This window comes from Enterobacter sp. BNK-14 (assembly GCF_047456095.1).
In the GTDB taxonomy this organism is placed as follows: Bacteria; Pseudomonadota; Gammaproteobacteria; order Enterobacterales; family Enterobacteriaceae; genus Enterobacter; species Enterobacter kobei.
This window is the reverse complement of record NZ_CP179897.1, coordinates 1,743,182-1,769,670: the sequence shown is the minus strand read 5'-3', so window position 1 is coordinate 1,769,670 and position 26,489 is coordinate 1,743,182. Positions and strand designations below refer to the sequence as shown.

The following is a 26,489-nucleotide window of genomic DNA, read 5'->3' as shown; positions in this document are numbered from 1 at the left end:
GCATTTCTGAATCTGCAGGTTTTATATGAGTGAACCGACCACACGCCGACCCGCCTACTCGCGCTTGCTGGACCGTGCCGTACGTATTCTTGCCGTGCGTGACCACAGCGAACAGGAGCTAAGACGAAAACTGTCAGCGCCTGTCATGAGCAAAAACGGGCCGGAAGAGATTGATGCCACTGCCGAAGATTATGACCGCGTGGTTGCCTGGTGCTATGAACATCATTACCTCGATGACGAACGCTTTGCCGCCCGCTTTCTCGCCAGCCGCGGACGTAAAGGCTACGGTCCTGCACGCATCCGCCAGGAACTGAATCAGAAAGGGGTAGCCCGGGAATCGATTGAAAAAGCGATGCGTGAATGCGACACAGACTGGTGTGAACTGGCGAAAGAGCAGGCGATTCGAAAGTACGGCGAACCGCTGCCGCGTGATTTTTCAGATAAAGTCAAAATCCAGCGCTTTTTGCTCTACCGCGGCTTTCTGATGGAAGATATTCAGGATATCTGGCGCAATTTTGTGGATTGAACGCATGCGGGATTTTACTTCCCACCAAAGAAAACTTATCTTATTCCCACTTTTTCCAGTAGCTGGTCTGTCCAACGGTTTATCGATACAGGCTGGCTGCGACATTTCGTTAGCTTGATTTCAGGATAATTATGAGCAAGAGCACCGCTGAGATCCGTCAGGCGTTTCTCGATTTTTTCCATAGTAAGGGACACCAGGTTGTTGCCAGCAGCTCCCTGGTACCGAACAACGACCCGACTTTACTGTTTACCAACGCCGGGATGAACCAGTTCAAGGATGTGTTCCTTGGTCTCGACAAGCGTAATTATTCCCGCGCCACAACCTCACAGCGTTGCGTGCGTGCGGGCGGTAAACACAACGACCTGGAAAACGTCGGTTACACCGCGCGTCACCACACGTTCTTCGAAATGCTGGGTAACTTCAGCTTCGGCGACTATTTCAAACACGATGCCATTCAATATGCGTGGGAACTGCTGACCGGTGAAAACTGGTTCAACCTGCCGAAAGAGCGTCTGTGGGTTACCGTCTATGAAACCGATGACGAAGCCTACGAAATCTGGGAAAAAGAGGTCGGTATCCCGCGCGAGCGCATTATTCGCATCGGTGATAACAAAGGCGCGCCATACGCGTCTGACAACTTCTGGCAGATGGGTGATACCGGTCCTTGCGGTCCGTGCACCGAGATCTTCTACGATCACGGCGACCACATCTGGGGTGGACCTCCTGGCAGCCCGGAAGAAGACGGCGATCGCTATATTGAGATCTGGAACATCGTCTTCATGCAGTTCAACCGTCAGGCAGACGGTACCATGGAGCCGCTGCCGAAACCGTCCGTTGATACCGGTATGGGCCTGGAGCGTATTGCCGCCGTGCTGCAACACGTTAACTCCAACTACGAAATTGACCTGTTCAGCACCCTGATCAAAGCCGTTGCGGAAGTGACCGGTGCGACCGATCTGAACAACAAATCGCTGCGCGTGATTGCAGACCACATTCGTTCCTGTGCGTTCCTGATTGCCGACGGCGTAATCCCGTCGAATGAAAACCGTGGCTATGTGCTGCGTCGTATCATTCGTCGTGCGATCCGTCATGGCAACATGCTGGGCGCGAAGGACACCTTCTTCTACAAACTCGTTGGGCCACTGATTGGCGTGATGGGTGCAGCCGGTGACGAGCTGAAACGCCAGCAGGCGCAGGTCGAGCAGGTTCTGAAAACCGAAGAAGAGCAGTTTGCCCGTACGCTGGAGCGCGGTCTGGCGCTGCTGGATGAAGAACTGGCAAAACTGAAGGGCGACACGCTGGATGGCGAAACCGCTTTCCGCCTGTACGACACCTACGGCTTCCCGGTTGACCTGACGGCGGACGTTTGCCGTGAGCGTAACATCAAAGTTGACGAAGCGGGCTTCGAAGCCGCGATGGAAGAACAGCGTCGTCGTGCGCGTGAATCCAGCGGTTTCGGCGCAGACTACAACGCGATGATCCGCGTTGATAGCGCGTCTGAATTCAAAGGCTACGACGCACTGGAGCTGACCGGTAAAGTGACCGCCCTGTTTGTTGACGGTAAAGCCGTAGACAGCATCAGTGCAGGTCAGGATGCGGTTGTCATTCTGGACAAAACGCCGTTCTACGCAGAGTCCGGCGGCCAGGTTGGCGATAAGGGCGAACTGAAAGGCAATGGTTTCAGCTTCAGCGTAAGCGACACCCAGAAATTCGGTCAGGCGATTGGTCACCAGGGCAAACTGGTTTCCGGTTCGCTGAAAGTGGGCGAGGGCGTGCAGGCGAATGTTGATGAAGCACGCCGTGCGCGTATTCGTCTGAACCACTCTGCAACCCACCTGATGCACGCTGCCCTGCGCGACGTGCTGGGCACCCATGTTGCACAGAAAGGTTCTCTGGTTAATGACAAAGTACTGCGTTTCGACTTCTCGCACTTTGAAGCGATGAAACCGTCGGAAATCCGTGCGGTGGAGGATCTGGTGAACGCTCAGATCCGTCGTAACCTGCCGATCGAGACCCATATCATGGACCTCGAGGACGCGAAGAAAAAAGGTGCGATGGCGCTGTTTGGTGAGAAATATGACGAACGTGTTCGCGTACTGAGCATGGGCGACTTCTCGACCGAACTGTGCGGTGGTACTCACGCATCGCGCACCGGTGACATCGGCCTGTTCCGCATCGTTTCCGAGTCGGGTACGGCGGCTGGCGTGCGTCGTATTGAAGCGGTAACCGGTGAAGGCGCAATTGCCAGCCTGCATGCGCAGAGCGATCAGCTGCACGACATCGCGCAGCTGCTGAAAGGCGATAGCCAGAATCTGGGCGAGAAAGTGCGTGTTGCGCTGGAGCGAACCCGTCAGCTGGAAAAAGAGCTCCAGCAGCTGAAAGAACAGGCTGCGGCGCAGGAGAGTGCAAACCTCTCCAGCAAAGCGGTAGACATTAAGGGCGTCAAACTGCTGGTCAGCGATCTGGCGGGAGTTGAGCCTAAGATGCTGCGTACTATGGTCGACGATCTCAAGAACCAGCTTGGTTCTACCGTTATCGTGCTGGCGACAGTGGCAGAAGGTAAGGTTTCTCTGATTGCGGGCGTCTCTAAGGATGTGACCGACCGCGTAAAAGCAGGGGAACTGATTGGTATGGTCGCCCAGCAGGTGGGTGGCAAGGGAGGCGGTCGTCCGGACATGGCGCAAGCCGGTGGTACGGATGCGGCGGCACTTCCGCAAGCTTTGGCCAGCGTAGAAAGCTGGGTGAGCGCGAAACTGTAATAACTACAAAGCACAATCAGACGCCATAGCGGCAACGTTATGGCGTCTTGTTCACTGTGCTATCGATAACGATAAAGTCAGGTTGAGTTTGTGTATATCGGCTAAACTTACGTTTAACAGAATGTGATGCCGTGACTGCTTACACTTTACGTGTTTGTCATCGCTTACTTTTTGGCGTTATATGATGGATAATGCCGGGATACAAGAGACCCGACTCTTTTAATCTTTCAAGGAGCAAAGAATGCTGATTCTGACTCGTCGAGTTGGTGAGACCCTCATGATTGGGGATGAGGTCACCGTGACAGTTTTAGGGGTAAAGGGTAACCAGGTACGTATTGGTGTTAACGCTCCTAAAGAAGTATCTGTCCACCGTGAAGAGATCTACCAGCGTATCCAGGCTGAAAAATCCCAGCAGTCCAGTTACTGATATTGTCGCGTCTCGCTGTCGGGCGAGACGCAACCCTCCTGTCATTTTTCCTGCTCAACGTTACCGTTTCATTTCAACCGCTCTCTTTTTAACCACTCTACTATTCTTAACGCGCCCCAACCCCAGCCTTTCTACAAACGTTTTTTGAGAAGTTCGATGCAAAATCCGCTTATAAAACACCCTCTTTGCGGGTTTTACATGCGAATTGCGTGTGATTTGTGCAAACGATAAAAGCTTTTGGAAAATTGTTTGACTTATAAGTCCCAGAAAGTAATATATGCGCCACGCAGCGACGAGAAGCTCTTAACGAGTTACTCGAAGCACTCGAAAGAGGCGTTGTGTGGTGAGGTGGCCGAGAGGCTGAAGGCGCTCCCCTGCTAAGGGAGTATGCGGTCAAAAGCTGCATCCGGGGTTCGAATCCCCGCCTCACCGCCATTTTGCATCCGTAGCTCAGCTGGATAGAGTACTCGGCTACGAACCGAGCGGTCGGAGGTTCGAATCCTCCCGGATGCACCATCTATTACTTCATATTGCTTTCGAAGTGATATGAATATCGAGCAGTACAGTAGTAAATCCCGATGCATCCGTAGCTCAGCTGGATAGAGTACTCGGCTACGAACCGAGCGGTCGGAGGTTCGAATCCTCCCGGATGCACCATTTACTATTTCTGAAAGCAGTTCCCTGATGCATCCGTAGCTCAGCTGGATAGAGTACTCGGCTACGAACCGAGCGGTCGGAGGTTCGAATCCTCCCGGATGCACCATTTACTGTTTCTTAAAGCATTTCCCTGATGCATCCGTAGCTCAGCTGGATAGAGTACTCGGCTACGAACCGAGCGGTCGGAGGTTCGAATCCTCCCGGATGCACCATATTCTCCGAGATAACAGCCATACTGTTGTTTCAAGGTCTGCGAGTTAAACGCAAGCACCAGGGAGGATAACGTTGCTTCAGCAACGGCCCGTAGGGCGAGGCGTAGCCGAGTAATCCTCCCGGATGCACCATCTCTTCTTATCGTCTCCTTCGATGTTTAGTTCTTAATCACTCTCATTGTTATCACTTCGCAATCAGCGACAAAAACCACCATTTACGATAAAGTAATGCTTTGTTAATCGTTTAGCGAGAGCACGATGTACGCACAGTATGACGGTTTGATCTTCGATATGGATGGCACCCTGCTGGATACCGAACCCACGCATCGTCAAGCCTGGACCGAGGTCCTGGGCCGCTACGGTATGCGTTTCGACCTGCAGGCGATGATAGCCCTCAACGGATCCCCAACCTGGCGTATTGCGCAGGCCGTGATTGAACTGAATCAGGCCGATCTCGACCCCTACCTGCTCGCGCGCGAAAAAACCGATGCGGTTAAAGCCATACTGTTAGACACCGTACAACCTTTACCCCTTATCGACGTGGTTAAAGCGTGGCACGGACGTCGCCCTATGTCTGTCGGCACGGGCAGCGAGAGCGCGATTGCAGAAGCCTTGCTCAACCATCTTGGCCTGCGCCACTATTTTTCAGCTGTCGTCGCTGCCGATCATGTTAAGCGTCACAAGCCAGCACCGGACACCTTCCTGCTCTGCGCAGAATTAATGGGCGTACCGGCGGCAAAATGCGTCGTGTTTGAGGATGCCGATTTTGGTATCCAGGCCGCACGTGATGCCGGAATGGATGCGGTGGATGTGCGCTTACTGTGAGTGACGCATTGTCACTTGCCTCATTATTCGCCAGCAGTTTTTTAAGCGCCACGCTGTTACCGGGAAATTCGGAAGTGGTGCTGGTGGCGATGTTGTTGTCCGGCGTCAGTCAGCCCTGGCTACTTGTATTAATAGCAACAATGGGTAATAGCCTTGGAGGGCTGACTAACGTTATTCTTGGGCGTTTCTTTCCGCTGCGCAAAACGTCGCGCTGGCAGGAAAAGGCAGTTGGCTGGCTAAAACGCTATGGCGCTGCCACGCTGTTATTAAGCTGGATGCCTGTAATAGGCGATTTACTGTGTCTGCTGGCGGGATGGATGCGCATCTCCTGGGGACCGGTGCTCTTTTTTTTGTGCCTTGGCAAGGCGTTGCGCTATGTTCTCGTGGCGTGGGCAACACTACAGGGTATGACGTGGTGGCACTAATTGGTGGAATGAATACGCGACCTTCAATCGTCAACCATTACAATTATGCTGAGTAACATTACTTTGACAGGCGGGAGGTCAATTTGATCCCGGACGTATCTCAGGCGCTGGCCTGGCTGGAAAACCACCCTCAGGCTCTGAAGGGTATTCAGCGTGGTCTTGAGCGTGAAACGCTGCGCGTTAACGCGGACGGTAGCTTAGCGACGACGGGTCACCCGAAGGCGTTAGGCTCGGCGCTGACACATAAATGGATCACAACCGATTTCGCTGAAGCGCTGCTGGAGTTCATCACGCCGGTGGACGGCGATATTGATCACATGCTGACAATCCTGCGCGATATTCATCGCTATACGGCGCGCAATCTTGGTGACGAGCGTATGTGGCCGCTCAGCATGCCGTGCTATATCGAACAGGGCCAGGAGATTGAGCTGGCGCAGTACGGCACGTCAAATATCGGTCGGCTGAAAACGCTCTATCGCGAAGGTCTGAAAAATCGCTACGGCGCATTGATGCAGACCATCTCTGGCGTGCACTACAATTTCTCGCTGCCGATGGCGTTCTGGCAGGCGAAAGGGGGAGAAACGGACAAAGAAGCGATCTCAGCCGGGTATTTCCGTCTGATCCGCAACTATTACCGTTTCGGCTGGGTGATCCCGTATCTCTTTGGCGCGTCACCTGCCATTTGCTCTTCGTTCCTGCAGGGGAAACCCACCACGCTGCCGTTCGAAAAGACCGAGTGCGGCATGTACTATCTCCCGTACGCGACGTCTCTTCGCATGAGCGATCTGGGCTATACCAATAAATCGCAAAGCAATCTCGGTATTACGTTTAACGAATTGCACGAATATGTGGCAGGATTGAAGCGGGCGATCAAAACCCCGTCGGAAGAGTACGCGAAAATCGGCCTCGAAAAAGACGGCAAACGCCTGCAAATCAACAGCAACGTGTTGCAGATTGAAAACGAACTGTATGCGCCGATTCGTCCTAAGCGCGTGACGCGCAGCGGTGAAACCCCGTCGGATGCGCTACAGCGCGGCGGCATTGAATACATTGAAGTACGTTCGCTGGATATCAACCCGTTCTCACCGATTGGCGTTGATGAGCAGCAGGTTCGCTTCCTGGATCTGTTTATGGTCTGGTGTGCGCTGGCGGATGCGCCGGAAATGAGTGCAGACGAACTGCTTTGCACCCGTACAAACTGGAATCGCGTGATTCTGGAAGGGCGTAAGCCGGGTCTGACGCTGGGTATTGGCTGCGAAACGGCACAGTTCCCGCTGACCAAAGTGGGTAAAGATCTGTTCCGTGACCTGAAGCGTGTTGCCCGGACTCTGGACAGCATTGACGGCGGCGACGCCTACCAACAGATCTGCGACCAGTTGGTAGAGTGCTTCGATAACCCGGAACTGACATTCTCAGCACGCATTCTGCGTTCTATGATTGATCAGGGCATTGGTGGTACCGGGCGCGCACTCTCCGCGGAGTACCGTGAGATGCTGATGCAGGAGCCATTAGAGATCCTGCGCGAAGCGGATTTTGAAGCAGAACGCGATGCGTCCGTGGTGCGTCAGAAAGAAGTTGAAGCGGCGGATACGGAGTCGTTTGAAGCGTTTCTGGCGAAACAGGCTTGAACCAAAAGAAAAAGGCCACATCGCTGTGGCCAAAATATACATCTCTGAATTCAGGGATGATGATAACAAATGCGCGTCTTTCATATACTCAGACGCGCATTGTGTAGAAGAGTTCAGTTTATTTTAAAAAAAATCACTATCGGAGGTGACGTATGCCGTTATTAGATAGCTTTACTGTCGACCATACCCGTATGGAAGCACCTGCAGTCCGCGTGGCAAAGACCATGCACACCCCGCACGGCGACACGATCACCGTCTTCGATCTGCGCTTCTGCGTGCCGAACAAAGAAGTGATGCCAGAGAAAGGCATTCACACGCTGGAGCACCTGTTCGCCGGATTTATGCGCGACCACCTGAACGGTAACGGCGTTGAGATTATCGATATCTCTCCGATGGGCTGCCGTACCGGTTTCTACATGAGTCTGATCGGTCAGCCGGAAGAGAAACGCGTTGCAGACGCGTGGAAAGCAGCCATGGAAGACGTGCTGAAGGTGAAAGAGCAGAACCAGATCCCAGAGCTGAACGTTTACCAGTGCGGGACTTACCAGATGCACTCTCTGGAAGAAGCGCAGGACATCGCTCGTCACATCATCGAGCGTGATGTTCGCGTGAACAGCAACGAAGAGCTGGCCCTGCCGAAAGAAAAACTGCAGGAACTGCACATCTAGTGCACCTTTTCCCTCTCCCTCCGGGAGAGGGTAGGGTGAGGGTTGTTTAGCCCATGACCACAACCTCAACGTTCTCCTTTACCCATCGTCCCCTTGTTCCGTTTGCCCATGATTACGTTCATGGCGACAGTGAGCCATGGCACCAGCACGATTGCGCGCAGCTGCTGCACAGCCTGACGGGCGTCGTGCGGGTCGAAACGGCATCTGGCTGTTGGGTGGTACCACCCGGGCGCGGCGTCTGGCTTCCTGCGGGGACACAACACGCCCTGCGCATCACCGGTAGCGTAGCGGCGCGAACGCTGTTTATCGATCCACTGGCGCGAGCCGATCTCCCGGCCACGTGCCAGATCGTGCAGATCTCGCCCCTGTTGCGCGAGCTGATCCTCTCCGCCCTCTCACTGCCTGAATCGTACTCACCGGGAAGCCGTGACGAGCGCGTGTATGAACTCATTCTGGATGAGCTTCGCATCATGCCGGTGCTGCCGTTTCATCTGCCGGAGCCGGAAAGTAAACCGTTACGCCAGCTGTGCCGACAGATCCGTCAGTCGCCAGGAGAGAGCTGGAACAGTCAACAGAGCGCGAGCGCGCTTGGCATGAGCGAGCGCACGCTGAACCGTCATTTTCAGCAGCAGACGGGATTACGCTACAGCGAGTGGGTGAGAAGGGCGCGGCTGCTGGAAGCCTTAGTGCGGCTGGCGCAGGGCCAGCCGGTATTAGGTGTGGCGCTGGATCTGGGTTACGGCAGCCACAGCGCCTTTACGGCCATGTTCCGCCGGGTGATGGGTATCTCACCCAGCGATTATTTTAAGAACGACTGACCGCATTAAAGAGCGCCTGAAGCGATGCGCGTGCAACGTCGCTATCAATGCCTACGCCCCAGCGGCTGGTACCGTCCTGGAACAGACAGCGAATGTATGCCACCGAGCGGCTGTCGCTGCGTTCACCCAGCGTGTGTTCGTGATAATCCTTAATTACAAACGGCGCGTTGATCCAGCGGCTCAGACCATGAGCGGCAGCGGATAGCAAGCCATTCCCGTGTCCCTCAAGCTGACGCGTCCCCCCCTGCGTTGCGACGCTTGCCGTTAAACGCAGCTGGCCATCCTGTTGACTGTCGCTGCGGTACGATTGCAGCGCAAACTGCGGTGTTTCCACCAGACCGTAGCGGGTGCGGAACAGCTGCCACAGTGCATTTTGCGTCATCTCTTTTCCGTGGCGGTCGGTTTCCTGCTGCACGTGCTGGCTGAAATCCTGCTGCAGGGCGCGGGGCAGTTTCAGCCCATGATTTTGCTCGATAAGCCACGCGCTACCGCTTTTCCCTGACTGGCTGTTCACGCGGATCACCGCTTCATAGGTGCAGCCGATATCCTGAGGGTCAACAGGCAGGTAGGGCATCTCCCAGCGCTCGCCAGGCTTGCGGGCATCAAAGCCTTTTTTGATCGCGTCCTGGTGCGAACCGGAGAAGGCGGTGTAGGCCAGCCGTCCTGCCCACGGATGGCGCGGGTGTACCGGCAGCTGGTTGCAGGTTTCCACCACTTCCACCACCCGGTTCATATCGCTAAAGTCCAGGCCGGGGCTAACGCCCTGGCTGTAGAGGTTCATCGCCAGCGTCACCAGGCAGACGTTGCCCGTCCGCTCGCCGTTACCAAACAGACAGCCCTCGACGCGGTCAGCCCCGGCCATGACGGCCAGCTCCGCGCTGGCGACGCCGGTGCCGCGGTCGTTATGCGGATGCACGCTGATGCAGACGTCGGCGCGGCGGCTGAAGTGACGGCAGAAATATTCAATCTGATCGGCATAGACGTTTGGCGTACTGACTTCAACGGTGGCCGGTAAGTTGATGATCATCGGATGCGCATCGCACGGCTGCCAGATCTCTGCCACGGCCTCACAAATTTCCAGCGCAAACTCCGGCTCGGTAAAACAGAAGGTTTCCGGTGAATATTCATACTGCCAGTGGGTATCCGGGTTCTCTTCACACAGCTGACGAATAAGGCGGGTGGAGCGCGTAGCCAGCTCGACGATTTGCGCCTTCTCCATGCCAAACACCAGACGACGGAACAGCGGGGCGGTGGCGTTATAAAGATGTACCGTGGCCTGCTTTGCGCCGCGCAGGGACTCAAAGGTGCGGACGATCAGATCTTCCCGCGCCTGCGTGAGCACCTGAATGGTGACGTCATCCGGGATGCGGTTCTCTTCAATCAGCTGGCGAACAAAGTTGAAGTCCGTCTGTGAGGCGGAAGGAAAGGCGACCTCAATCTCCTTAAAGCCGCAGCTCAGCAGAAGTCCCCAAAACTGGAGTTTGCGGGCGCTGTCCATCGGCTCGGCCAGCGCCTGGTTGCCGTCGCGTAAGTCGGTTGAGAGCCAGCGCGGCGCGCGGGTGATGCGCTGCTCCGGCCAGCGGCGATCGGGCAGAGAGAGAGTAGGGTAAGGCGTGTATTTGTCTGCGGGTGTGTTCAGCATGGTGCGCTCCTGTTGTCTTTTCACTATCGTGACGAGATTTCAGGCGCGCTGCTTTATCGGAAATGACAATTGCTATCGCGTTTTGGACAACCGGGCCTGCGGATGGCGGCCCGGTTATCGTAGGCCGGGTAAGGCGTAGCCGCCACCCGGCAACCGCCGCACAGGACTAGTGCGCGCCACCGCCCCCGCCACCGGCACCAAACGGTGGTCTGGCAAACCACACCAGCCCCAGCAGGACGATGAAGATCCCTGCCGAAATCCAGAAAATCTCGTTGGCCGAGATAATCAGTCCCTGGCTGGTGATCTGCTGGGCAATCCAGCCGGATGCCTGCTGCTCCGTCATCCCCATGCCCTGCAGCTGGCTGTACATCTGCTGGGCATTCGGGTTGTACGGATTCACCGCTTCGGTCAGCTGGGCATGGTGCATCGATTCACGGTTCGTCCACAGGGTGGTGGTGATCGACGTCCCGATGGAGCCCGCCAGCGTTCGGGTGAAGTTCGACAGGCTCGACGCCGCCGCCAGACGCTCAGGGGGTAAGCCGGAGAGCGTGATGGTGGTTAGCGGCATAAAGAAGCACGCGACCGCGAAGCCCTGAATAAACTGCGGCCACGCCGAGGCGCCAAAGTCCATTCCCGGCTCGAAGGTATACGCACGCCAGTAGAAGCACACCGCGTACATGATGAAGCTGAACGTCACCAGACGACGCATGTCGAGCTTATGGGCGAAGCGGCCAATGATCGGCGACAGCAGAACCGGGATCACTCCAACAGGTGCAGACGCCAGCCCCGCCCAGGTTGCGGTATAGCCATACACCTCCTGCAACAGCTGTGGCAGCAGAACAATCGCGCCGAAATAGAGCATATAGGCGAGGCTGATACACAGACAGCCGATGGTGAAGTTTCGCGACTTAAACAGCGAGAGATCGACTATCGGGTTGTCGTCCGTCAGCTCCCAGACAATCAGGAAGCTGAGCGACACCACCGCGACAATGGTCAGGATGACGATCTCCTGCGAGTTGAACCAGTCGAGCTCTTTACCCCGGTCGAGCATGATCTGCAGGCTACCGATACCCAGGATCAGCAGCGCCAGCCCGATGCTGTCGATACGCCGCTGTTCGGTGCGCGTCTCTCGTCCCCGCAGCGATTGCAGCGTCATTAATACCACGACGGCGCCAATCGGTACGTTGATGAAGAAGATCCAGCCCCAGTGATAGTTATCGCTGATGTATCCGCCGAGAATGGGTCCGCAGATAGGCGCGACGATCACGGTCATTGACCAGAGCGCCAGCGCGACGGAGCGTTTCGCAGGGGGATAGTTGCTCAGCAGCAAACTCTGGGAAAGCGGGATCAGCGGCCCGGCGACAATCCCCTGAATGACGCGGAAGAAAATCAACATCGTCAGGCTGTTTGACATGCCGCATGCCCAGGAGGCCAGCACAAACGCCACCGTAGACCACAGGAACAGCTTCACCTCACCGACGCGCTTTGCCAGCCAGCCGGTGATCGGAATGGAGATGGCGTTTGCCACCCCGAATGAGGTAATGACCCAGGTCCCCTGGCTCAGCGACGAGCCAAGGTTACCGGCGATGGTCGGGATCGCCACGTTTGCGATGGTGGAGTCCAGCACCTGCATGAATGTCGCCAGCGACAGCGCAATGGTCATAATGACCAGCTGCGCGCCTTCCAGCGGTTTTTGCGGCTTTTGCTGTTGCATAACGCTCACCTTCGGATTAACCGGCGTTTGCCTTCACGATGTCATCGATCAGCTTGTTGACCGGATCGAGGCTAATTTCACGGGCGTTACTTTCATAAGCCGGGCTGCTACGCACCTGGCTTGCCAGGATCTGACCGTCGCGGTTCGCGGTGTCAACCGTCACAAGCGTTGAGAGGCCGATACGCAGCGGGTGATCCGCCAGCTGTTTTGCATCCAGTTCAATACGCACAGGCAGACGCTGAACCACTTTGATCCAGTTACCGGTGGCGTTCTGCGCAGGCAGCAGGGAGAAGGCGCTGCCGGTACCCATGTCCAGGCCAACCACTTTCCCGGTGTACTTCACGTCATCGCCGTAGATGTCGCTGACAACCGTCGCGGTCTGGCCGATACGCATATGGGCAAGTTGCGTCTCTTTAAAGTTAGCGTCTACCCACAGATTGTCTGCCGGAACGACCGCCATCAGCGGCGTGGTCGGGCTGATCTGCGCCCCAGGCTGAACGGAACGGCGGGAGACATAGCCGGTCATCGGGCTGACGATTTTGGTACGCTGCAGGGCTAGCCATGCGTTACGCACTTCAGTCGCCGCCTGCTGCACGGCGGGCTGGTTTTCAAGGCTGGTGCCCAGCACCATTGCCTGGTTGGCATTGTATTGTTGAATCGCCACATCCAGCTGCGCCTGAGCGCTGGCAACGGCATCGCGGGCGTGTTGCAGCTCTTCACGGCCAATCAGGTTGGCGGTGCCGAGCGGTACGCGGCGGTTGAGGTCGCTCTGCGCCTGGGCGAGTGCAGTTTTCTGCACGTCGATATTGGCCTGCAGCTGTTTGCTGTTGATCATCAGCTGGCGGGTCTGACGAACGCTGGAGGCCAGCGCGGTCTGGGCTTTCTCAAATGCCTGCTGCGCGTCAGTCGGATCGAGGGTGACCAACACATCGCCTTTTTGCACAAAGTCGGTATTGTCAGCCCAGACTTTCGTCACGCTGCCCGACACCTGCGCCATAATCTGTACCTGGTTCCCTGCCACGTAGGCGTCGTCTGTCTCTTCAGCATGACGCAATACTAAAAACCAATAGATCCCATATGCCACGGCAATAATAATAAAGAGCAAGGTCAACAGAAGAAGGGCACTTTTACGTTTGCCTTTCTTGTTGGCCGGTTGCTGCGGGTTAGTGCTCTCCGCATTTGCGCTCATTGTTGTTCTCCACGATCTTCTTATTTTCACATCGGCTGAGCCGACCTGTTGTCAGAAAGGCCAGCAGTGTGACGTGCTGGCCTGTCGGTTTTCTTATGAATCTGGATTGTTGAGCGTGTCGTCGCGTTAGCGCAGCGCCTCAAGAATGGCGCCATCTTCATCCATCTGATCCAGACGGGTGAGCAGCTTGCGCGTGATGTGCTCAAGCTGGTCGCGCTCGGCGGTGCTGAGGGCAGACCAGAGTTTGTGCAGGCAATTGTGCTGAGGTGGCAGTACCTCACGCAGGAATTCGTGACCTTTGTCGGTCAGTTGCAGATGCAGGCAACGACGATCGTTGTCGCTTTCACGGCGTTCAATCCAGCCGCGCTTTTCCAGCTCATCGGCAATACGGGTTGCGTTGGTACGGGAAGAGCCCAGCGCGCAGCTCAGCTCAGAAGGCTGAATACTGTGGTTTTCCTGAGACTCCAGCGTAATCAACGCCATAAACAACGTCTCGTTAATCCCTTGAGCTTTCAGCATCTTATTACGGTTTTCCAGTAGCTTACCCTGCATGTGCATGCACAGGCGAGTCAGCAGGATTTCCTGATACGGGAAGTCCTCATGGCGACTGGCGCGGAATTTAAGCATTTGTTCAATGGGCGTAAACGAACTATCCATTTGGGCATAACCTCATTAATTACAGCCGATATAGTAACGACAGTGACAAATAATGTAAATGAATTATTTGTGCGGTTATATCCGCCAAATGAATGTCACCGTCAGAAAGCGCCGGGTAAGTCCGTGACCCGGTGAGCACAGAAAGAGTAGGGTGTGAACCCGTAGAAGAGAGGATGTGAGGACGGGGGTCTGAACTATTCATGCCAATTGTAGATATGTCACCCACATTAAAATTTCTGGGATAAATGATTACGTTTACATTAACAGACTGCAGGGCCCCTTTATACCCTAAGAGGCCCAAAGCAATGTAAAACTTAGTGAATCGCCTCCTGGCGATGGTAGCCGCGCCACCATACAAGAAGGTTGAGCGCGGCAACGATGGCCCCAATCCCACACACGCCCGACCAGCCAGCATGCTGCCACGCCGACGCTGAAATTAATGAACCGGCAGCACCACCAATGAAGTAGCTGGTCATGTATCCGGCGGTGAGGCGGTTACGCGCTTCGGGTTTCACGCGATAAATCACGGTCTGATTAGTAATGTGGACACCCTGTACGGTGAGGTCGAGTACCAGAATACCGACGATCAGCGCCAGCACCGAGACGTGTCCATACCAGATCGCCGCCCAGGAGAGCAGGAGCAAAACCAGCCCGGCGGTGGTGGTCAAATGTGATTTGCCTTTGTCGGCCAGCCCACCCGCCGGACGCGCGCCCAGCGCGCCCGCAGCACCGGCCAGGCCGAACAGACCAATGACGCCTTCAGAATAGTTAAACGGCGGAGCCGCGAGCAGAAACGCCATTGAGGTCCAGAGAATACTGAAGTTGGCGAAGGTCAAACATCCAAGCAGAGCGCGGGTGCGCAGGAGTTTATCCTGAGTGAACAGGCTGAACACGGAGGCCAGAAGCTGCGGATAGTTAAGATGGTTCTCTTGCTTCACCTTCGGCAGGCCGCGCCACAGCGCCAGCGCCATCACCACCATTAACACGCTCGCCACCCAATAAACGGTGCGCCAGCCGCCGAGGCTTGCCAGTAGTCCTGCCACGGTACGCGCCAGCAAAATCCCCAGCAGCAGGCCGCTCATGATGGTGCCCACTACCTTGCCACGTTTGTCCGGTGAGGCCAGCGTCGCGGCGAGGGGTACCAGGATTTGCGCGACGACGGAGAACAGCCCTGTCAGCGCGGTACCGACGATCATCATCGTCAGCGACTGGCTGCTGGCGGTGATCAGCATGCCACCTGCCGCCAGCAGCGTCATCGAAACAATCAGCATCCGGCGTTCAAACATATCGCCAAGCGGCACCAGGAACAGCAACCCGGCGGCGTAGCCGAGCTGTGCCGCCGTCACGATGAAGCCAGCGGAACTGGCAGAAAGGTTGAACGCGCGGGCGATGGTGTCGAGAAGGGGTTGCGCGTAATAGTTGCTGGCGACGGCCAGACCCGTTGCCACGGACATTAAAAGGATAAGTGCGGGGCTAAGCCCTGGAGTTGTTTTTGTCATGAGTTTCAGGAATCGTTCGTTAAGTGATTATTTTTCCGGAAACCATAATAGCGAATGATTGTTAAGGTGGGGGGATTGTTGGGTGATGGATTGTGCGGTTTAGGGGGATCGTACGGTCTGGTGCCCCCTCACCCCGGCCCTCTCCCCAAAGGGGAGAGGGTGTATCACGTCCCCTCTCCCCTTTGGGGAGAGGGTTAGGGTGAGGGGTAAGGCTTTGTGCTCTACTTCTGCGCCGCAAGCGCCTCTTTCACCCAGCCGTCAAACTGCTGCTGATGGGCTTTGATCCAGCCGTCGACGTGACCTTTGACATCCGCTTCAGACGATTTGCCCGCATGCATCATGGCGTTCTGAGCATTGATATCCGCCAGCGGCAGTTTCATTACCGAGAACAATTTTGCTGCCGCCGGGTTTTTCTCGGCCCAGGCTTTGTTCGCCACAATGTGCATGGTATTCACCGGGAAGCCATAGTTCATGCCGTTCGGCAGTTTGGTGTCGATATTCTTCTGCTCGCCCGGCAGGGAGGAGAATGGCACCTGCAGCCACACCACGTCTTTACCCGGCTTCAGCACGTCGCTCACCCAGTACGGCGTCCAGGTGTAGTAGATCACCGGTTTACCCTCTTTGAAGCGGGCAATGGTGTCGGCCATCATCGCCGAATAGTTGCCGTGGCTGACATCAACCGTCTTCGCCAGATCATAGGCTTTGTTCTGGTGATTAATCACCGCTTCACAGCCCCAACCCGGTGAGCAACCCATCATGTCTGCTTTACCGTCACCGTTGGTGTCGAACAGTTTGGCGATCTTCGGATCTTTCAGCTGTTCAATATTGGTGATGTGGTACTTATCGGCGGTTTTCTTGTCGATCAGATAGCCCTGCGCTGCACCGGTTACGAAGGTGCCTTCACGATAGAATTTCTTGTCGCCACCGGCGGCGGCATACATATCGTCGTGCAGCGGCTGCCAGTTCACCGCGGTAAAGGTGGCATCACCGGAGGCAATCGAGGTATAGCCCACGTTGTAATCCACTTCGCTCGGCGTGTTGACCGTGTAGCCCAGTTTTTCCAGGGCTCGGCTGACGATGAGCGTCTGGAAGCTCTCTTCCGAAATGGTGCTCTGCACCGGCTGCACGGTGATGCCTTTACCCGGCAGGTCAGCTGCAAACGTGCTGGTGGAGACAAGGGTGGCAAACGCTGTGGCAAAAAGTACGTTATGTCGCATCGTTGTTCCTTATTTTGATTTCGTGAAAGGGCGGGTGAATAACCCGACAGGGCCGGTGGTATACCAGCGACGGTTGCCGCGACTGCGTGAATCACGACCGACAGCCTGTGTCAGGCGGTCAAGAATAATGGCGAGGATCACAATGCCCACGCCGCCGACGGTAGCCAGCCCCATGTCGAGACGGCCAATACCGCGCAGCACCATCTGGCCCAGACCGCCCACGGCGATCATTGAGGCAATGACCACCATCGACAGCGCCAGCATCAGCGTCTGGTTAACGCCTGCCATGATGGTCGGCATCGCCAGCGGGAGCTGAACCTTAAACAGCATCTGACGCGGGCTGGCACCAAACGAGCGTGACGCTTCGATCAGATCGGCCGGCACCTGGTTAATGCCCAGGATGGTCAGACGAATAATCGGCGGCAGGGCGAAGATAATGGTTACCACCACGCCCGGCACATTACCGATACCGAACAGCATTACGATAGGCACCAGATAGACGAATGCCGGTGTGGTCTGCATCGCATCCAGCAGCGGACGAATGATCTTCGCCGCCCGCGGGCTACGTGCCAGCCAGATCCCCATCGGCAGGCCGATGACAATACAGAAGAGCAGGGCGGTCAGCACCAGTGCCAGGGTGATCATCGCCTGCGACCAGGCGCCAATGGCGCCAATGGCTATCAGCGAAATCAGCGTGGCGATCCCCATTCCTGCGCTACCGAACTGCCAGGCGATCAGCGAGAACAAAACGATCGCGACCGGCGCTGGCATACCGAGCATCAGCTGCTGGAAGCCGTTGAGGATGTAATCCACCGGGACGCGGATCCCCTGAAAGAGCGGACGAAAATGCGTTACTACCCAGTCGATCCCCTCCGTGACCCAGCTATCGAGTGGGATCAGCGTTTTATGGAACGGATCCATAATGTTGAAGTGTTCTGGCGCAGGCGCAGGTGCGCTGTTGAGCCAGTCCGCCGCGCCACCGCCATCGGCAGGTGCTGGCGTGGAGCCCCACGCATCGGCAGATTGCGCAGCGCTGTCCGCTGCTTCAGTGGTGCCCCACGGGTTAGATTGATCGGTCATTGTTTGCTCCCTCGCGATCTAAAGCCTGCAGCAACATGCGTTTTGAGATGATGCCGACGTACTGTTGTTCTTCCCCGACGACCGGAACGGCACACGGTGCCTGGCCGACGTGGGAGAGCAACTCGCTGAGCGGCGTTTCGGCGTCCACGGCAAGGGGAGCGTCAATTAACGCCGCATCGATTCCCTGATTTTCGCTAAGGGCGGTTTTCAGGGAGTCGATGGAGACAATGCCGACAAATTTATTGCCGCGTTCAACCAGATAACCGTATTCACGGTCTTCGTCCTGCAGAAGCTTAAGCGCGGAGCGTGGGCCGAAACCTGGCGTTTTACGGATAATGCCGTTTGGCGTTCGACGGGCAATATCTTTCGCGCTAAACACATGGCTAATATCCACGCCGCGGAAGAAGGTACGCACGTAATCATTTGCCGGATTATTCAGTATTTCATCCGGCGTGCCGACCTGCACCACCTCACCATTTTGCATAATGGCAATTCGGTCGCCAATACGCATGGCTTCATCTAAATCATGGGAAATAAAGACAATGGTTCGCTGATGTTTTGCCTGTAATTTTACCAGCTCATCCTGCATCTCGGTGCGAATTAACGGGTCGAGCGCGGAGAAGGCTTCATCCATTAATAATATGTCTGGATTAATGGCTAATGCGCGGGCTAAGCCCACACGCTGACGCATCCCGCCGGAAAGTTCATCCGGGTAGGCGTGAGCATAATTTTCGAGCCCAACCTGACGCAGCGCATCAAGCGCTTTTTCCTGACGTTCTTGCGCAGCAACGCCCGCTAATTCCATACCGAAAGCGGCATTATCCAGCACCGTCATATGCGGCATTAGCGCGAATGACTGGAACACCATTGCAATCTTCTTTCTGCGCACCTCGCGGAGCTCTGCGTCTGATATTCTGGCGATATCCACGCCGTCAATCAGCACCTGTCCGCGGGTGGGTTCAATCAGGCGATTGAGAAGGCGAACCATAGTGGATTTACCCGAACCGGATAACCCCATGATGACAAAAATCTCGCCTTCTTCAATGGCCAGACTGGCGTCTTTAACGCCAAGCGATAGCCCGGTTTTTTCCAGAATTTGCTCTTTCGTAAGGCCTTTTTCAATATATTTGAATGCGCGCTGTGGATGCTCGCCAAATACTTTATAAAGATTTTTCACTTCTAATTTAATTGCCATGCAATAGAGAGTGTCCTGTTATTTGTTTATGCCAATATGATTACCATGGTAAATTGTTAACGGGCATAACCCTAACATACTGAGAATCTGAGACAACCCTGCGTTTGCTTATGGTGGGGATTTTCAGGTAAGCGAAACGGCTGAATTTCCCATGAGTAAAGGGCTGAGCGTCATTTGAGTTTTTCTTAAATTTTTGCTGCTGCATCGGGGAATTTCGCCTGAATCGGTATGATTCAGGCGAATATGACGGAGGAATTACAGTGTAGTTCCCAGGGAAATATTCTGGTAGAAATAAAGGGATTTATATTTAATTAATGAACGTTAATTCACTCATTAAAAATCCCAGTCTTCGTCTTTCGTCTCCACCGCTTTGCCCATCACATACGATGAACCGGACCCGGAGAAGAAATCGTGGTTTTCGTCGGCATTAGGCGACAGCGCCGCCAGAATGGCCGGGTTCACTTCCGCCATCTCCGGCGGGAACAGCGCCTCGTAACCAAGGTTCATCAGCGCCTTGTTGGCGTTGTAGCAGAGGAACGCTTTGACGTCTTCTTCCCAGCCCGTTCCGGCGTATAGCTCTTCGGTATAGCTCAGCTCGTTATCGTACAGATCCATCAGCAAATCGAGCGCAAACCCTTTTAGTTCATCGCGTTTTTCCGTACTGATTTTCTCCAGACCTTTCTGGTATTTATAGCCGATGTAATACCCGTGCACCGCTTCATCCCGAATGATGAGCCGAATCAGGTCGGCGGTGTTGGTGAGCTTGCCCCGGCTCGACCAGTACATTGGCAGCCAGAAGCCAGAGTAGAAGAGGAAGGATTCCAGAAACACGCTGGCGACCTTCTTTTTCAGCGGCTCGTCGGCCCGATAATACTCAAGCACCAGCGCAGCCTTGCGCTGCAATGACGCGCTCTCTTCACTCCAGGCGTAAGCCGCATCCACGTCTTTGGTCTGGCACAGCGTGGAAAAAATCGAGCTGTAAGAGCGGGCGTGCACCGCCTCCATAAAGCTGATGTTCGACATCACCGCCTCTTCATGCGGTGTCAGCGCGTCAGCCATCAACGCCGGGGCACCAACGGTGTTCTGGATGGTGTCCAGGAGCGTCAGGCCGGTAAAGACGCGGATCGTCAGCTGTTGCTCGGCGTGGCTCAGGGTTTGCCAGGCCGGAATATCATTGGAGAGCGGGACTTTTTCCGGCAGCCAGAAGTTGCTGGTCAGGCGGTTCCATACCTCCAGATCTTTATCGTCCTGGATTTTGTTCCAGTTAACGGCATTCACGCGTGACAGTTTCATCCTTTCTCCTTACAGCGCGCAGGACACGCAGCCTTCGATTTCGGTGCCTTCCAGCGCAAGCTGGCGCAGGCGAATGTAGTAAAGCGTTTTGATGCCTTTCTTCCAGGCGTAGATCTGCGCTTTGTTGATATCCCGCGTGGTGGCGGTATCCGGGAAGAAGAGCGTCAGCGACAGCCCCTGATCCACGTGTTTTGTCGCTTCGGCGTAGGTATCGATGATTTTTTCCGGGCCGATTTCATACGCATCCTGATACAGCGCCAGGTTGTCGTTGGTCATAAACGGGGCAGGGTAGTAAACGCGTCCGGTCTTGCCTTCCTTGCGAATTTCAATTTTCGACACAATCGGATGAATGCTCGACGTGGCATGGTTGATATACGAGATAGACCCGGTTGGCGGCACGGCCTGGAGGTTCTGGTTATAGATACCGTGGCGCATCACGTCATCACGCAGCTGCTGCCACATCTCGCGCGTCGGCAGGGTTATCCCCGCGCGGGCAAAGAGATCGCGCACTTTTGCGGTTTTCGGCTGCCACTCACCTTCAAGATACTGGTTAAAATATTCCCCGCTGGCGTAGCGCGACTGTTCAAATCCCGCGAACCGCTGGTTGCGCTCGCGCGCCAGCATCATTGAGGTGTGCAGCGCATGCCAGGTGATGGTATAGAAATAGAGGTTAGTAAAATCCAGCCCTTCCGGACTGCCGTAGGCGATGCCTTCGCGTGCCAGGTAGCCGTGAAGGTTCATTTGTCCCAGGCCGATAGCGTGCGATGCGGCGTTACCCGCTTCGATGGAGGGCACGCTGCGGATGTGGCTCATGTCCGATACCGCCGTCAGTCCGCGAATGGCCGTCTCCACCGTGCGGCCGAGGTCAGGGGAATCCATGGTGTGGGCGATATTCAGCGACCCGAGGTTACAGGAGATATCCTTGCCGATAGCCGCGTAGTCCAGGTTCTCGTCGTATGTTGACGCGCTGTTGACCTGCAAAATCTCCGAGCACAGGTTGCTCATGTTGATGCGTCCGGCAATCGGGTTCGCGCGGTTTACCGTATCCTCGTACATGATGTACGGATAGCCAGACTCAAACTGGATTTCTGCCAGCGTCTGGAAGAAATCGCGGGCGTTGATGGTTTTTTTGCGGATGCGCTCGTCGGCTACCAGCTCCTCGTAGCACTCGCTGATGGCTACGTCGCCAAAGGCTTTGCCGTAAATACGCTCAACGTCATACGGCGAAAAGAGCGCCATCTCGGCATTCTCTTTGGCCAGTTTAAAGGTGATATCCGGGATCACCACCCCCAGCGACAGGGTTTTGATACGGATTTTTTCGTCGGCATTTTCGCGTTTGGTATCCAGAAAACGCAGAATATCGGGATGATGCGCGTGCAGGTAAACCGCCCCGGCGCCCTGGCGTGCGCCAAGCTGGTTGGCGTAGGAGAATGCATCTTCCAGCATCTTCATCACCGGGATCACGCCGGAAGACTGGTTTTCAATGCGTTTGATCGGCGCGCCCGCTTCACGCAGGTTCGAGAGCAGAAACGCCACGCCGCCGCCGCGTTTGGAAAGCTGAAGCGCCGAGTTTACCGCACGGCCAATCGACTCCATATTGTCTTCGATGCGCAGCAGGAAGCAGGAGACCAGCTCGCCGCGCTGGGCCTTACCGCAGTTGAGAAACGTTGGCGTGGCGGGCTGGAAGCGCCCGGCGAGGATCTCCTCCATCAGCCGTTCAGCCAACGCTTCATCGCCCTGGGCAAGGGTCAGCGCAACCATCACGACGCGATCTTCAAAATGCTCCAGGTAGCGTTTACCGTCGAAGGTTTTCAGGGTGTAGCTGGTGTAATACTTCCACGCGCCGAGGAAGGTCTGGAAATGAAAACCGCTCGCATGCGCGCGCTCGAAAAGCTTCACCACGAAGGCGCGGTCGTAGCGGGTCAACACGCGCTCCTCGTAATAGCCCTCTTTAACCAGAAAGTCGAGGCGTTCCTGCTGGCTGCCAAAAACGACGCTGTTTGGACGGACGTGGGCGGCGAAAAAGGCCTCCACCGCCTCATGATCTTTGCCAAACTGAATGCGCCCCTCCCGATCATAGAGGTTAAGCATTGCGTTTAATGCGTGGTAATCAGGTGTTGCCTGGATTATCCGTTCTGCGGTTGTCGTTGCCAAAATTCGTTCACTCCTTTTCGCACATTTTCTACGTCCTGCTGTGTCCCCATCAGTTCGAAGCGATAGAGATACGGCACGCCGCATTTTTGAGAGATGACATCCCCGGCGCGGCCAAAGGCATCGCCGAAATTACGATTGCCTGCCGCGATCACGCCACGGATAAGCCTGCGGTTATGCGGATCGTTAAGAAAGCGGATCACCTGGCGAGGCACGGCGCCTGCCGTACCGCCACCGCCATAGCTGGGCACCACCAGAATGTAAGGTTCGTCTACCTGAATACGTTCCCGCTCATTAAGCGGAATACGCACCGCAGGCAGCCCGACGCGCTCGATAAAGCGAAGCGTGTTTTCCGAGCTGCTGGAGAAGTAGACCAGCCCACTCATGCGCTGGCGGCCTGGGCGCTCAGACGGTTAATCATGTCCGGGCGAAAGCCGGACCACCGGGTTTCACCGGCAATGACCACCGGGAGCTGACGGAATCCCTGCGCCCGAAGGGTCTCAGCGGCCTCAGGCTGCTGGTCGATATTCACCATCTCAAAAACCATTCCACGGCTTTCCATCGCCCGTTTGGTGGCGTGGCACTGAACACAATTGTTACGAGTGTAAATAATAATGCTCATGATTCGTATTTCCATTTAAAATGAGAGAGCGGCGCGAGTCATCGCGTCAGGTTGTGTGTGTCTTGCTAAAGGGGATACTAGATGTAGTTATCTTAAGTTTCAACCATACAAGATATGGGAAATTCAGATTGATGTTGCCCTGGTGATGAGCTCAGCGGGGCAGGGCGGGCTGCACGGGTTTTTCAAAGGATAAGGCAAAGAAAAGCCCCGGCGCCTGAGGCCACCGGGGCTGATGAGAAGCCGCACTTATTTTCGCAGGCTGAGCAGGGCGCCGACAAAGATGCCGACCGCTGCGACCGTTCCCAGCGTACACAGTGGCTTTTCACGTACGAAGGTCGTTGCACAGCTTGCCATGTCGCAGGCAGCCTGCGTGGCGCGTGAACGTCCGTTCATTCTGGCGCGGGTTTCACGGAGCAGAGACTGAGCCTTACGTTTTGCGGCATCCGCTTCGTCCTTCGCGTCAGATCCCCAGGACTTCAGCACCTCTTCCAGCGTGTCCGCTAATTGGCTGACATCATTACGAATATCCTGCGCGTCGTCGTTAATATCGTTTCGGTTCGGTCTGTTAAACATACGATCCTCCGTAAATTTGCGTTCCCGATCAGTTTAGTTCAGAAATTTAATATCTGAAGCGCGTCACGCGTTATCCGGCAGTTTATGGACTATTCTGAAAGCCCTGCTAATGCTGAATACTGTAAGGTTGCCGGGCAGGAAAAGATAACGAGGAAAAGATATGTATTTACGACCTGACGAGGTGGCACGCGTTCTTGAAAAAGAGGGATTCACCATGGATGAGGTGACGTCAAAAGCGTATGGATATCGCCGCGGTGAGAATTATGTGTATGTTAATCGTGAAGCCAGAATGGGACGTACTGCTCTCATTATTCACCCGACGCTGAAAGACAGAAGTCTGTCATTTGCTGAGCCTGCCTCGGATATTAAAACCTGCGATCATTATCAGCAATTCCCGCTCTATTTAGGCGGAGAAACGCATGAGCATTATGGTATTCCGCATGGCTTCAGTTCGCGCATGGCGCTGGAGCGGTTTCTGAAGGGACTGTTTGGCGACGTACAGTAAACTGGCGACTGGCATTCGCCAGTCGCTTCACATCACGCTTTCGCCTGGCTGTACTGACTGACTTTGAACAGACGGCGGCAGTAGTCGAGGAAATAGCCGTATACGGCGCCCATCAACATCGAAATAACGATATTCGAACTGACCGCCGCGACGATCTGGTGCCAGTCTGCGCCCACGGTTAACAGAATAGCCACATATACCGGAGACTGGAACGTCACATAAGCCAGCACGTCCGCCAGGTTTTTTACCCAGCCTGCGGGGCTGATACGACGGGCGAAACGCATGACCGCATCGCGGTATAACCCGTATGGCCATGCGATAATAATGTTGACCGGGATGGCCACCAGACGCGAAGAAAGTGACTGCTCAAAGGTCATTCCTGAGAGGAATATTTCAATCAGCATGTTCACGACGGAACAGTAAACAACCATCGCAAAAGTATCCGCCACAGCGTGGCGCAGGCGAGATTGCGGCGAGAACATGTCTGAACTCCTTGAGAAGAACACAGTGGAAACGATTTCCCTTCGGCGATTAGTGCTTTAGGTTGCTTTGTTTGACGTGTATAGCGTATCTCTCTGTGTTTGAACTAACAACTAGTGATTAATTTTTATTTAATCGCCTTTTGTCCACAAAATTCTCTAAAATTGAGTGTTTTTTGTTCTGCTCGTTATAATCTGTCTTGTTAAGGTTCTTTTTCATAAAAAACAAAGGCTTGATTTTCGAGGCGGCCAGGGTGAGTCATCCTTGTCTGGATGGCGGCGCAGTATGCTGTAATTTGAATTAAAGTTGACCATTTATATTGATGTGGTGATTAGATTCGCACCAGGCTCGCCGGCATCCTGCGTTATTATTAACGTTAATATTTAAATATATTTACACTGATGCCCCTGCGGACCCTTGGGTAGATATTCTGGCCGAAATGAATTATTCTGTGGGTGATTTATCTATTTACCCCAAAGAAAAGGTTTTCAAATAATATGTCTTTGACGTTACAGAATCTTAATAATATCCGAACCCTGCGCGCGATGGCGCGTGAATTATCCCTGGACGTTCTTGAGGAAATGCTGGAAAAGGTCAGGGTCGTTACTGAAGAGAAACGCAGTGAGCTGGCGGAATTAGAGCAGCAGCGTGCTGAGCAGCAGGAGAAAATTAATGCCCTGCTGGAGCTGATGAAAGCCGATGGTATTTCACCGACCGATCTGCTGGGTTCCGAGCTGGCGCAGACGGGTAAACCGACTAAAAAGCGTAAACCGCGTGAAGCGAAATATCGCTTTATTGATCAGAACGGTGAAGAGAAAACGTGGACCGGCCAGGGCCGCACGCCGAAGCCTATTGCCAGCGCGCTGGCAGAGGGTAAATCGCTGGATGATTTTCTGATCTAATGCGTAAGCCGGGCGGTAATCGCCGCCCGGTTGTCTGTTCAGCAGACGCCAAAATCACCTTCTTCAGTATACGGCGCCAGATCGGCCGCTTTCAGGGTATATTTTTCGCCTTGTTCATTACTGGCCTGAACCGCCACAACGCTTTCACCATTCACTTCGAGCACTTTCAGCTTCGGGCCGCCTTTACGCGGTTGCACATAATCACCGACAGAAAACATATTACCTCCTCATCGTTTAAGCGATCTTCACCTTAGCCCACGTATGACGCCGGGTACAGTGACTTTCACAGATTACTGCTTATGAGGTACGCCGGTTCCATGGCATCACCTTGAGCAGTCTCGCCATACCGCAAAATCCCGTTACACCGGCGAACAGCAGCCCGGCGCCCACAAAACCGCTGAGCAGGAAAAAACCGCTGGAGACGCTATAGCCCAGCACCACGCCGCAGAGAATCAACAGCCCGGCCGCGATTTGCACCTGACGCATCAGCGGGAGAGGCTGGGATTTATCTTCAACGGTCAGCAGCCCGGCCTGCTTCCAGCCCTGAATGCCCCCCTCGACCACAAATGCCTGAGCGGGTGACGCCGCCTGGGCCAGGCGGTCAGCATTCCCGGACGTCCTGGCACCGGACTGGCAGTGAAAAAGCACTATTTCACCCGCCCGTGCGTTAAGTCCGCCGGGTAAGGTGGCTAGCGGTACTGACTCTGCCCCGGAAATATGCTCGCGGGCATATTCGTCGGTATCACGAATATCTATGAGTCTGGCGCCCTCGGCCACGCGGGCTTTGGCCTGTTGCGGTGTAATCAGCGGAAGTGACATGGCGAC

Annotated in this window: 26 protein-coding genes and 5 tRNA genes; 15 read left to right on the top strand and 16 right to left on the bottom strand. The window is 55.1% G+C overall.

Annotated features, from left to right (window positions below):
• The first annotated feature begins 25 nt into the window (after positions 1 to 25).
• The 13 genes from recX to ACMGGM_RS08370 all read left to right on the top strand — a co-directional run bounded on the left by recX (position 26) and on the right by ACMGGM_RS08370 (position 8,945).
• The gene (gene recX / locus ACMGGM_RS08430; protein ID WP_014884977.1) at positions 26 to 526 is read left to right on the top strand and encodes a recombination regulator RecX; all 501 of its coding nucleotides are present in this window, start codon (positions 26 to 28) and stop codon (positions 524 to 526) included.
• A gap of 131 nt (positions 527 to 657) precedes the next feature.
• Positions 658 to 3,285 carry an alanine--tRNA ligase gene (alaS, locus tag ACMGGM_RS08425; RefSeq protein ID WP_023331147.1) on the top strand — a complete coding sequence of 876 codons (2,628 nt, stop codon included), beginning with the start codon at positions 658 to 660 and terminating at the stop codon, positions 3,283 to 3,285.
• Between the two features lie 241 nt (positions 3,286 to 3,526).
• Positions 3,527 to 3,712 (top strand): carbon storage regulator CsrA, encoded by a 186-nt coding sequence (gene csrA, locus ACMGGM_RS08420; RefSeq protein ID WP_000906486.1) that lies wholly within the window; start codon positions 3,527 to 3,529, stop codon positions 3,710 to 3,712.
• A 342-nt stretch (positions 3,713 to 4,054) separates the two neighbouring features.
• Positions 4,055 to 4,147 (top strand) — tRNA-Ser (locus ACMGGM_RS08415).
• Positions 4,148 to 4,151: 4 nt separating this feature from the next.
• Positions 4,152 to 4,228, top strand: a tRNA-Arg gene (locus ACMGGM_RS08410).
• A gap of 64 nt (positions 4,229 to 4,292) precedes the next feature.
• Positions 4,293 to 4,369 (top strand) — tRNA-Arg (locus ACMGGM_RS08405).
• A 29-nt stretch (positions 4,370 to 4,398) separates the two neighbouring features.
• A tRNA-Arg gene (locus ACMGGM_RS08400) sits at positions 4,399 to 4,475 on the top strand.
• Positions 4,476 to 4,504: 29 nt separating this feature from the next.
• Positions 4,505 to 4,581, top strand: a tRNA-Arg gene (locus tag ACMGGM_RS08395).
• A gap of 258 nt (positions 4,582 to 4,839) precedes the next feature.
• Positions 4,840 to 5,406: a fructose-1-phosphate/6-phosphogluconate phosphatase gene (gene yqaB, locus ACMGGM_RS08390; RefSeq protein WP_014884975.1), complete on the top strand. Its 567-nt coding sequence runs from the start codon at positions 4,840 to 4,842 to the stop codon at positions 5,404 to 5,406.
• Entirely contained in the window at positions 5,403 to 5,831 is a 429-nt protein-coding gene (locus tag ACMGGM_RS08385) for a YqaA family protein (RefSeq protein WP_014884974.1), read from the top strand. The genes yqaB and ACMGGM_RS08385 overlap by 4 nt, the downstream gene beginning before the upstream one ends.
• An 83-nt stretch (positions 5,832 to 5,914) precedes the next feature.
• Positions 5,915 to 7,459 (top strand): glutamate--cysteine ligase, encoded by a 1,545-nt coding sequence (gene gshA, locus ACMGGM_RS08380; RefSeq protein WP_014884973.1) that lies wholly within the window; start codon positions 5,915 to 5,917, stop codon positions 7,457 to 7,459.
• A 152-nt stretch (positions 7,460 to 7,611) separates the two neighbouring features.
• The gene (gene luxS, locus ACMGGM_RS08375; RefSeq protein WP_014884972.1) at positions 7,612 to 8,127 is read left to right on the top strand and encodes an S-ribosylhomocysteine lyase; all 516 of its coding nucleotides are present in this window, start codon (positions 7,612 to 7,614) and stop codon (positions 8,125 to 8,127) included.
• 53 nt (positions 8,128 to 8,180) lie between these two features.
• On the top strand, positions 8,181 to 8,945 hold the full coding sequence (locus ACMGGM_RS08370) for an AraC family transcriptional regulator (protein ID WP_045281713.1): 765 nt from the start codon (positions 8,181 to 8,183) through the stop codon (positions 8,943 to 8,945).
• Here the strand turns inward: ACMGGM_RS08370 and leuA are convergent.
• The 13 genes from leuA to ACMGGM_RS08305 all read right to left on the bottom strand — a co-directional run bounded on the left by leuA (position 8,932) and on the right by ACMGGM_RS08305 (position 23,777).
• Positions 8,932 to 10,587, bottom strand: coding sequence for a 2-isopropylmalate synthase (gene leuA / locus ACMGGM_RS08365; RefSeq protein WP_414149166.1), 1,656 nt, complete (start codon positions 10,585 to 10,587; stop codon positions 8,932 to 8,934). The two genes, ACMGGM_RS08370 and leuA, sit on opposite strands and share 14 nt — an antisense overlap.
• 166 nt (positions 10,588 to 10,753) lie before the next feature.
• Positions 10,754 to 12,301 (bottom strand): multidrug efflux MFS transporter permease subunit EmrB, encoded by a 1,548-nt coding sequence (emrB, locus tag ACMGGM_RS08360; RefSeq protein WP_014884969.1) that lies wholly within the window; start codon positions 12,299 to 12,301, stop codon positions 10,754 to 10,756.
• Positions 12,302 to 12,317: 16 nt separating this feature from the next.
• Complete coding sequence (emrA, locus tag ACMGGM_RS08355; protein ID WP_014884968.1) at positions 12,318 to 13,490, bottom strand: multidrug efflux MFS transporter periplasmic adaptor subunit EmrA; 1,173 nt, start codon at positions 13,488 to 13,490, stop codon at positions 12,318 to 12,320.
• A gap of 126 nt (positions 13,491 to 13,616) precedes the next feature.
• On the bottom strand, positions 13,617 to 14,147 hold the full coding sequence (mprA, locus tag ACMGGM_RS08350) for a transcriptional repressor MprA (RefSeq protein WP_014884967.1): 531 nt from the start codon (positions 14,145 to 14,147) through the stop codon (positions 13,617 to 13,619).
• Between the two features lie 314 nt (positions 14,148 to 14,461).
• Entirely contained in the window at positions 14,462 to 15,646 is a 1,185-nt protein-coding gene (locus tag ACMGGM_RS08345; protein WP_014884966.1) for an MFS transporter, read from the bottom strand.
• A gap of 221 nt (positions 15,647 to 15,867) precedes the next feature.
• A complete protein-coding gene (gene proX / locus ACMGGM_RS08340) occupies positions 15,868 to 16,863 on the bottom strand; it encodes a glycine betaine/L-proline ABC transporter substrate-binding protein ProX (RefSeq protein WP_014884965.1) in 996 nt (331 codons plus the stop codon).
• 9 nt (positions 16,864 to 16,872) lie between these two features.
• The gene (gene proW / locus ACMGGM_RS08335) at positions 16,873 to 17,943 is read right to left on the bottom strand and encodes a glycine betaine/L-proline ABC transporter permease ProW (RefSeq protein WP_014884964.1); all 1,071 of its coding nucleotides are present in this window, start codon (positions 17,941 to 17,943) and stop codon (positions 16,873 to 16,875) included.
• Positions 17,927 to 19,138, bottom strand: a complete 1,212-nt coding sequence (gene proV / locus ACMGGM_RS08330; protein ID WP_014884963.1) for a glycine betaine/L-proline ABC transporter ATP-binding protein ProV — start codon at positions 19,136 to 19,138, stop codon at positions 17,927 to 17,929. Before proV ends, proW begins: the two co-directional genes overlap by 17 nt.
• Positions 19,139 to 19,471: 333 nt before the next feature.
• Positions 19,472 to 20,431, bottom strand: coding sequence for a class 1b ribonucleoside-diphosphate reductase subunit beta (gene nrdF, locus ACMGGM_RS08325; protein ID WP_014884962.1), 960 nt, complete (start codon positions 20,429 to 20,431; stop codon positions 19,472 to 19,474).
• Between the two features lie 9 nt (positions 20,432 to 20,440).
• Complete coding sequence (gene nrdE / locus ACMGGM_RS08320) at positions 20,441 to 22,585, bottom strand: class 1b ribonucleoside-diphosphate reductase subunit alpha (RefSeq protein WP_414149165.1); 2,145 nt, start codon at positions 22,583 to 22,585, stop codon at positions 20,441 to 20,443.
• Positions 22,558 to 22,968, bottom strand: coding sequence for a class Ib ribonucleoside-diphosphate reductase assembly flavoprotein NrdI (nrdI, locus tag ACMGGM_RS08315; protein ID WP_014884960.1), 411 nt, complete (start codon positions 22,966 to 22,968; stop codon positions 22,558 to 22,560). Before nrdI ends, nrdE begins: the two co-directional genes overlap by 28 nt.
• Positions 22,965 to 23,204 (bottom strand): glutaredoxin-like protein NrdH, encoded by a 240-nt coding sequence (gene nrdH, locus ACMGGM_RS08310; protein WP_014884959.1) that lies wholly within the window; start codon positions 23,202 to 23,204, stop codon positions 22,965 to 22,967. Before nrdH ends, nrdI begins: the two co-directional genes overlap by 4 nt.
• A 246-nt stretch (positions 23,205 to 23,450) precedes the next feature.
• Complete coding sequence (locus ACMGGM_RS08305; RefSeq protein WP_023308924.1) at positions 23,451 to 23,777, bottom strand: DUF883 domain-containing protein; 327 nt, start codon at positions 23,775 to 23,777, stop codon at positions 23,451 to 23,453.
• Between the two features lie 160 nt (positions 23,778 to 23,937).
• Here ACMGGM_RS08305 and ACMGGM_RS08300 point away from each other — a divergent pair, with 160 nt between their 5' ends.
• Positions 23,938 to 24,282, top strand: coding sequence for a DUF2002 family protein (locus ACMGGM_RS08300; RefSeq protein ID WP_006811693.1), 345 nt, complete (start codon positions 23,938 to 23,940; stop codon positions 24,280 to 24,282).
• 32 nt (positions 24,283 to 24,314) lie between these two features.
• On the opposite strand, the gene alaE is transcribed toward ACMGGM_RS08300, so the two are convergent.
• Positions 24,315 to 24,764 (bottom strand): L-alanine exporter AlaE, encoded by a 450-nt coding sequence (gene alaE, locus ACMGGM_RS08295; RefSeq protein WP_023331140.1) that lies wholly within the window; start codon positions 24,762 to 24,764, stop codon positions 24,315 to 24,317.
• Positions 24,765 to 25,259: 495 nt separating this feature from the next.
• Between alaE and stpA the strand changes: the two genes are divergently transcribed.
• Positions 25,260 to 25,664 (top strand): DNA-binding protein StpA, encoded by a 405-nt coding sequence (stpA, locus tag ACMGGM_RS08290; protein WP_014884956.1) that lies wholly within the window; start codon positions 25,260 to 25,262, stop codon positions 25,662 to 25,664.
• Positions 25,665 to 25,702: 38 nt separating this feature from the next.
• On the opposite strand, the gene ACMGGM_RS08285 is transcribed toward stpA, so the two are convergent.
• Positions 25,703 to 25,882, bottom strand: a complete 180-nt coding sequence (locus ACMGGM_RS08285) for a hypothetical protein (RefSeq protein WP_047343679.1) — start codon at positions 25,880 to 25,882, stop codon at positions 25,703 to 25,705.
• 79 nt (positions 25,883 to 25,961) lie between these two features.
• Positions 25,962 to 26,483 carry a rhodanese family protein gene (locus ACMGGM_RS08280; RefSeq protein ID WP_014884954.1) on the bottom strand — a complete coding sequence of 174 codons (522 nt, stop codon included), beginning with the start codon at positions 26,481 to 26,483 and terminating at the stop codon, positions 25,962 to 25,964.
• Positions 26,484 to 26,489: the final 6 nt, after the last annotated feature.